The organism is Zeaxanthinibacter enoshimensis (assembly GCF_004362865.1).
Classification (GTDB): Bacteria; Bacteroidota; Bacteroidia; order Flavobacteriales; family Flavobacteriaceae; genus Zeaxanthinibacter; species Zeaxanthinibacter enoshimensis.
In genome coordinates this window covers 1-2894 of record NZ_SNYI01000008.1, presented here as the reverse complement: position 1 = coordinate 2894, position 2894 = coordinate 1, and the positions used below count along the sequence as shown (strand labels likewise).

General features: G+C 39.3%; 4 protein-coding genes. All 4 read right to left on the bottom strand.

Annotated elements, in window-relative coordinates:
• Positions 1 to 308: 308 nt before the first annotated feature.
• The gene (locus CLV82_RS14620; protein ID WP_133645106.1) at positions 309 to 893 is read right to left on the bottom strand and encodes a hypothetical protein; all 585 of its coding nucleotides are present in this window, start codon (positions 891 to 893) and stop codon (positions 309 to 311) included.
• A gap of 240 nt (positions 894 to 1133) precedes the next feature.
• Positions 1134 to 1472, bottom strand: coding sequence for a hypothetical protein (locus CLV82_RS14615; RefSeq protein ID WP_243744233.1), 339 nt, complete (start codon positions 1470 to 1472; stop codon positions 1134 to 1136).
• Positions 1473 to 1694: 222 nt separating this feature from the next.
• Positions 1695 to 2093, bottom strand: a complete 399-nt coding sequence (locus tag CLV82_RS14610; RefSeq protein ID WP_166636724.1) for a hypothetical protein — start codon at positions 2091 to 2093, stop codon at positions 1695 to 1697.
• A 263-nt stretch (positions 2094 to 2356) separates the two neighbouring features.
• Positions 2357 to 2668: a P-loop NTPase family protein gene (locus tag CLV82_RS14605; protein WP_133645103.1), complete on the bottom strand. Its 312-nt coding sequence runs from the start codon at positions 2666 to 2668 to the stop codon at positions 2357 to 2359.
• Between the last annotated feature and the right edge of the window lie 226 nt (positions 2669 to 2894).

Here is a 2894-nt window from a genome sequence, read left to right as displayed (position 1 = left end):
TTGTTGGCATGACATTATCTTCCAAGCTCTTCTTTAATTCTATTGGCTTGAGAATTGTCTCAAATTCGAAATTAGACTTTGGAATTATTTTCATTAACAATGTTTGCCAACGGTCAGGGCTATGATTTCGGCGCTGTTTTACGGCGTTGCGCAAGCGGTGGATCTCCCGACATTTTTTGACGGGAGTAATTAGCGCTGGCAAAGCGCGACGCCGACTTCACAGTCTCGCCTGGTTTAGTTTGGTTTAAATGTAGGAAATTTTCGGAATACGGAAAGCAGCGCTGAATTATAGCCAGTGTTGTACACAGTTATCTTATTCGCTTGTATGTATATCCTGAAGGATGACTAATAATCTCTGATCTACTTTTATCACCAAGTAATTCACCGCTATCGGTGATTCTCAATACTTCTCCGTTTTCCTCAACATGATAATTCCAAATATTACCATTACTATGGATGATATCATTATATACGGGTAACATGGTCTCCAAGTCACAAAACTTAATTGCTTGCTTGGATTTAAAATTGTTTGATTTTAGATCTGTTCTTCTCTTAAAGAATACAATTGAATCGTCTGAGATTTTCAAGAATTTTCCTAATCTGGTGTAATGTGCCCTGTCGTTTTCAGATTTTATACGTCCGAAAACGTGGATTTTCCATACTCCTTTAAGTCTATGTTTTAAATCCGTTCGCAGTATTGTTCTAAGCGAGTCTGCAAGCTCCAACGAGTTTTTCCCTTCCTCATTATCAGGTGCCATTTCGTATGCAAAATAATACTGGCAAAATGCTCCCCATACGTTGTTCGTATGTAAATCCTGTTGAGCCTTGCTAATCCAGTATTTTTGTAGTTCAATTGCCTTGGTATCTTGACTAAATAATTGAATTGAACTCAAAAATAAGATCGAGATACAAAAGTTTCTCATAATTGTGTACAACGGTCAGGGCTATGCGCCGTAGCGACTTTGGACAGTTGTTTGGAGCTGACCCCTGGCTAGCCTAAGTGATCATACAAGGAGTTATCATCCCAAGATTACCATTTCCATGTCTTTCCAAGCAACTGGCTTTCGCAAAGCAATAACCGATTTATATATTTATTAAATATAGAGTAAATATTCTTGAGTGGAGGAAGGAAGCTATGGCTCATAGCCGTTGTTGTGCTTCGTTTTTCTTTCTTTCATAATTTCAGTTTTCAATTCTTTGGGAATGTTGTTCCATTCAGTTCTGTCAGTCAGTTTGAGTTTGTAGTTTCCTTCATTTTCCACCACTTCAAGAATGTGTTTATACCAATCGTAATACGTCCATTCCCTTGGTCGTGGCGAGTAGAGACATTTACATTCCGGGTCCCAATGTACTTCGGTAGCCGTTCTATAGATCATCGGAAATTTCAAGGTCTCTGGAAAAATCAGTAGTTGACCTTTTTCGTCAATCTCAACCCTCTTAATTTTATCGGTTTCCTTTTTCAAATGAAGCACAACGGTCAGGGCTATGATTTCGGCGCTGTTTTGCGGCGTTGCGCAAGCGGTGGATCTCCCGGTGTTTTTTACCGGGAGTAGTTAGCGCCTGCCTGCCGGCAGGCAGATTGGCAAAGCGCGACGCCGACCTCACAGTCTGGCCTGGTTTAGTGCGGAATAAATGTAGGAAATTTTCGGAATACCGGAAGCAGCGCTGAATTATAGCCGTTGTTGTGGTTAGTTTTAATGATCATAGAGAATTTCTTTTGAATCTTCTAAATAGGCCTTTATAATTATTGAGTCGCTTTCAGTTACATTAAGTTTTTTGAGAGTTAATGTTTCCATTCCAATACTAGCTATGACCAAATTATGTTTACCTGGTCTAAGTTGTAGTTTAAATTTTCCCATTTCATCACCCTCTCGATCCCAATCTTGTATTAGGCCATTTACCTCTATAAAGGCCGGCCAACTCTTTTTTGTATTAAAATCATAAACCTCGATTATTACATCCGGTAATTTCCAAAATTCCTTTTTGAGATAGTGCACTTTCACATTCGAGGAGGATATTGAACGGGTTGTACCGCACGAAGTATATACGAGATGAAGTAGAACAAAGAGTAGCAGAAAGTATTTTGTTCGCATTTACAAATGTTCTTTTTAAAATTAACCACAACGTGCAGGGCTATGCGCCGTAGCGACTTTGGACAGTTGTTTGGAGCTGGCACCGGGCAAGCCCAAGCGATCATACAAGGAGTTATCATCCCAAGATCACCATTCCATGATCTCTCCAAACAACTGGCTTTCGCAAAGCGCTGACCAGATTAATTAGGTATTAAATATAGAGTAAATTTTCTTGAGTGCAGGAGGGAAGCTATGGCATATAGCCGATGTTGTGTGCAGTGTTTTTAAAGTTTTCCAATGTCAATTCTTAAAGTCCGATATGCGATATAATCCACCTCAATTTTACTCAATTTTCCGTTCAGTACAGATTGGTAAATTCCGTCTTCATTTGCCACAATTTCAATTTTTTTAGTCGAACCTTCTTGGTCAATAAATAAAGTCAATTTTGCATTTACTAAAGGATCTCTTGTTTCCGACCCGAATACTTTTCCGCGTATTGATTTTCCATTTTCAAATCCATATATGTCCATCGAAATTTCTCCCATAACAACGCATCCGTCCCTTCCATCAATTCCGTAATCGGGTTTTCTGTCCACGATCAATTTGTTTACAGGTCGGTTATCAATTGTTAATACTGATAGCTCGGTCAGATTTTTAGTTCCGTTACAACTGGAAATGAAAAGGGTCGCTATTAAGATAATTAGTATTTGCATTTTCTACATTGCACACAACGGTCAGGGCTATGCGCCGTAGCGGATTGTGGCAGTTGTTTGGAACTAACCTTAGGCAAGCCCAGGTAATCATACAAGGAGTTATTTTCCG